Raw genomic sequence first — 929 nt, forward strand, 5'->3', positions numbered from 1 at the left:
CGAGCCTCGAGACGGTGAGAATGTAGGTAGGGCTTGACCGGGTGTTCTGACTTACCTCGAGACTGACCTCGAATTGGGTGTCTTCACGTGGGACCTGTCGGCATTCGGTGAAGCCCGAACATACACCTGGATTCGTGATGACCGGGCCGGGTGAGGTTATGACTTCATAGGAACCTGTCGGCTGCGGTTGGTCCGACTCTTCACCGTCCTGTCTGCCTCACCCGGCGTAGTCATCCTCCACCGAAGTGAAGGAGACAAGAACCGCAATGTCGAGCATGACTGCAGACGGGGTGTCGACGCAACCGGTGTATGCCGGGGTCGATACCCACAAAGACACCCACCATGCCGGGATCGTCGACGAGGACGGCCGGCAGATCACCGACGCCGAGTTCGGTACCGATCGGGCCGGGAACGAGGCGATGCTGGAGTGGTTGGCCCAGTGGTGGGTGCATCAGGTCGCGGTGGAACAGACCGGTAGTTACGGGTTGGGGTTGACCACGGTGCTGCGTGAGCACGGCTACACCGTCAAAGAGCTCAACCGCCCGGATCCGACGGTGCGGGCCACGGTCGGTAAATCCGATCCGGTTGATGCCTACACCGCGGCGCAGGCGGCGCGCACCGGGCGCGCCGATATCACCCCGAAGGATCACTCCGGGATTGTCGAGTCGATCCGAATGCTGTCCACGGCAAGGGCTTCGGCGGTCAAAGCACGGAGTGTGGCGTTGAATCAGATCCGGGATCTGGTGATCACCGCACCGGTGTTACGGGAGAAGCTGGCGGGGTTGACGACCCGGAAAATGGTGGCGGTCATCTGGTCGTGGCGACCCAACCGCGCCGAAGCGGGAGACCCGGTACAGGGTGCGAAACTCGCGTTACGAGGAATCGCCGGACGGGTCCGGGATCTCGATAGCGAGATCAAGGCCTACGAC

At 62.3% G+C, this 929-nt stretch carries 1 protein-coding gene; it reads left to right on the forward strand.

The annotated features are described in order from the left end of the window. Positions 1 to 266: 266 nt before the first annotated feature. A partial coding sequence (locus B1964_RS27940) for a transposase (RefSeq protein ID WP_139765917.1) occupies positions 267 to 929 on the forward strand: 663 nt, incomplete at its 3' end.

The organism is Gordonia sp. i37, from assembly GCF_002043085.1.
Classification (GTDB): domain Bacteria; phylum Actinomycetota; class Actinomycetes; order Mycobacteriales; family Mycobacteriaceae; genus Gordonia; species Gordonia polyisoprenivorans.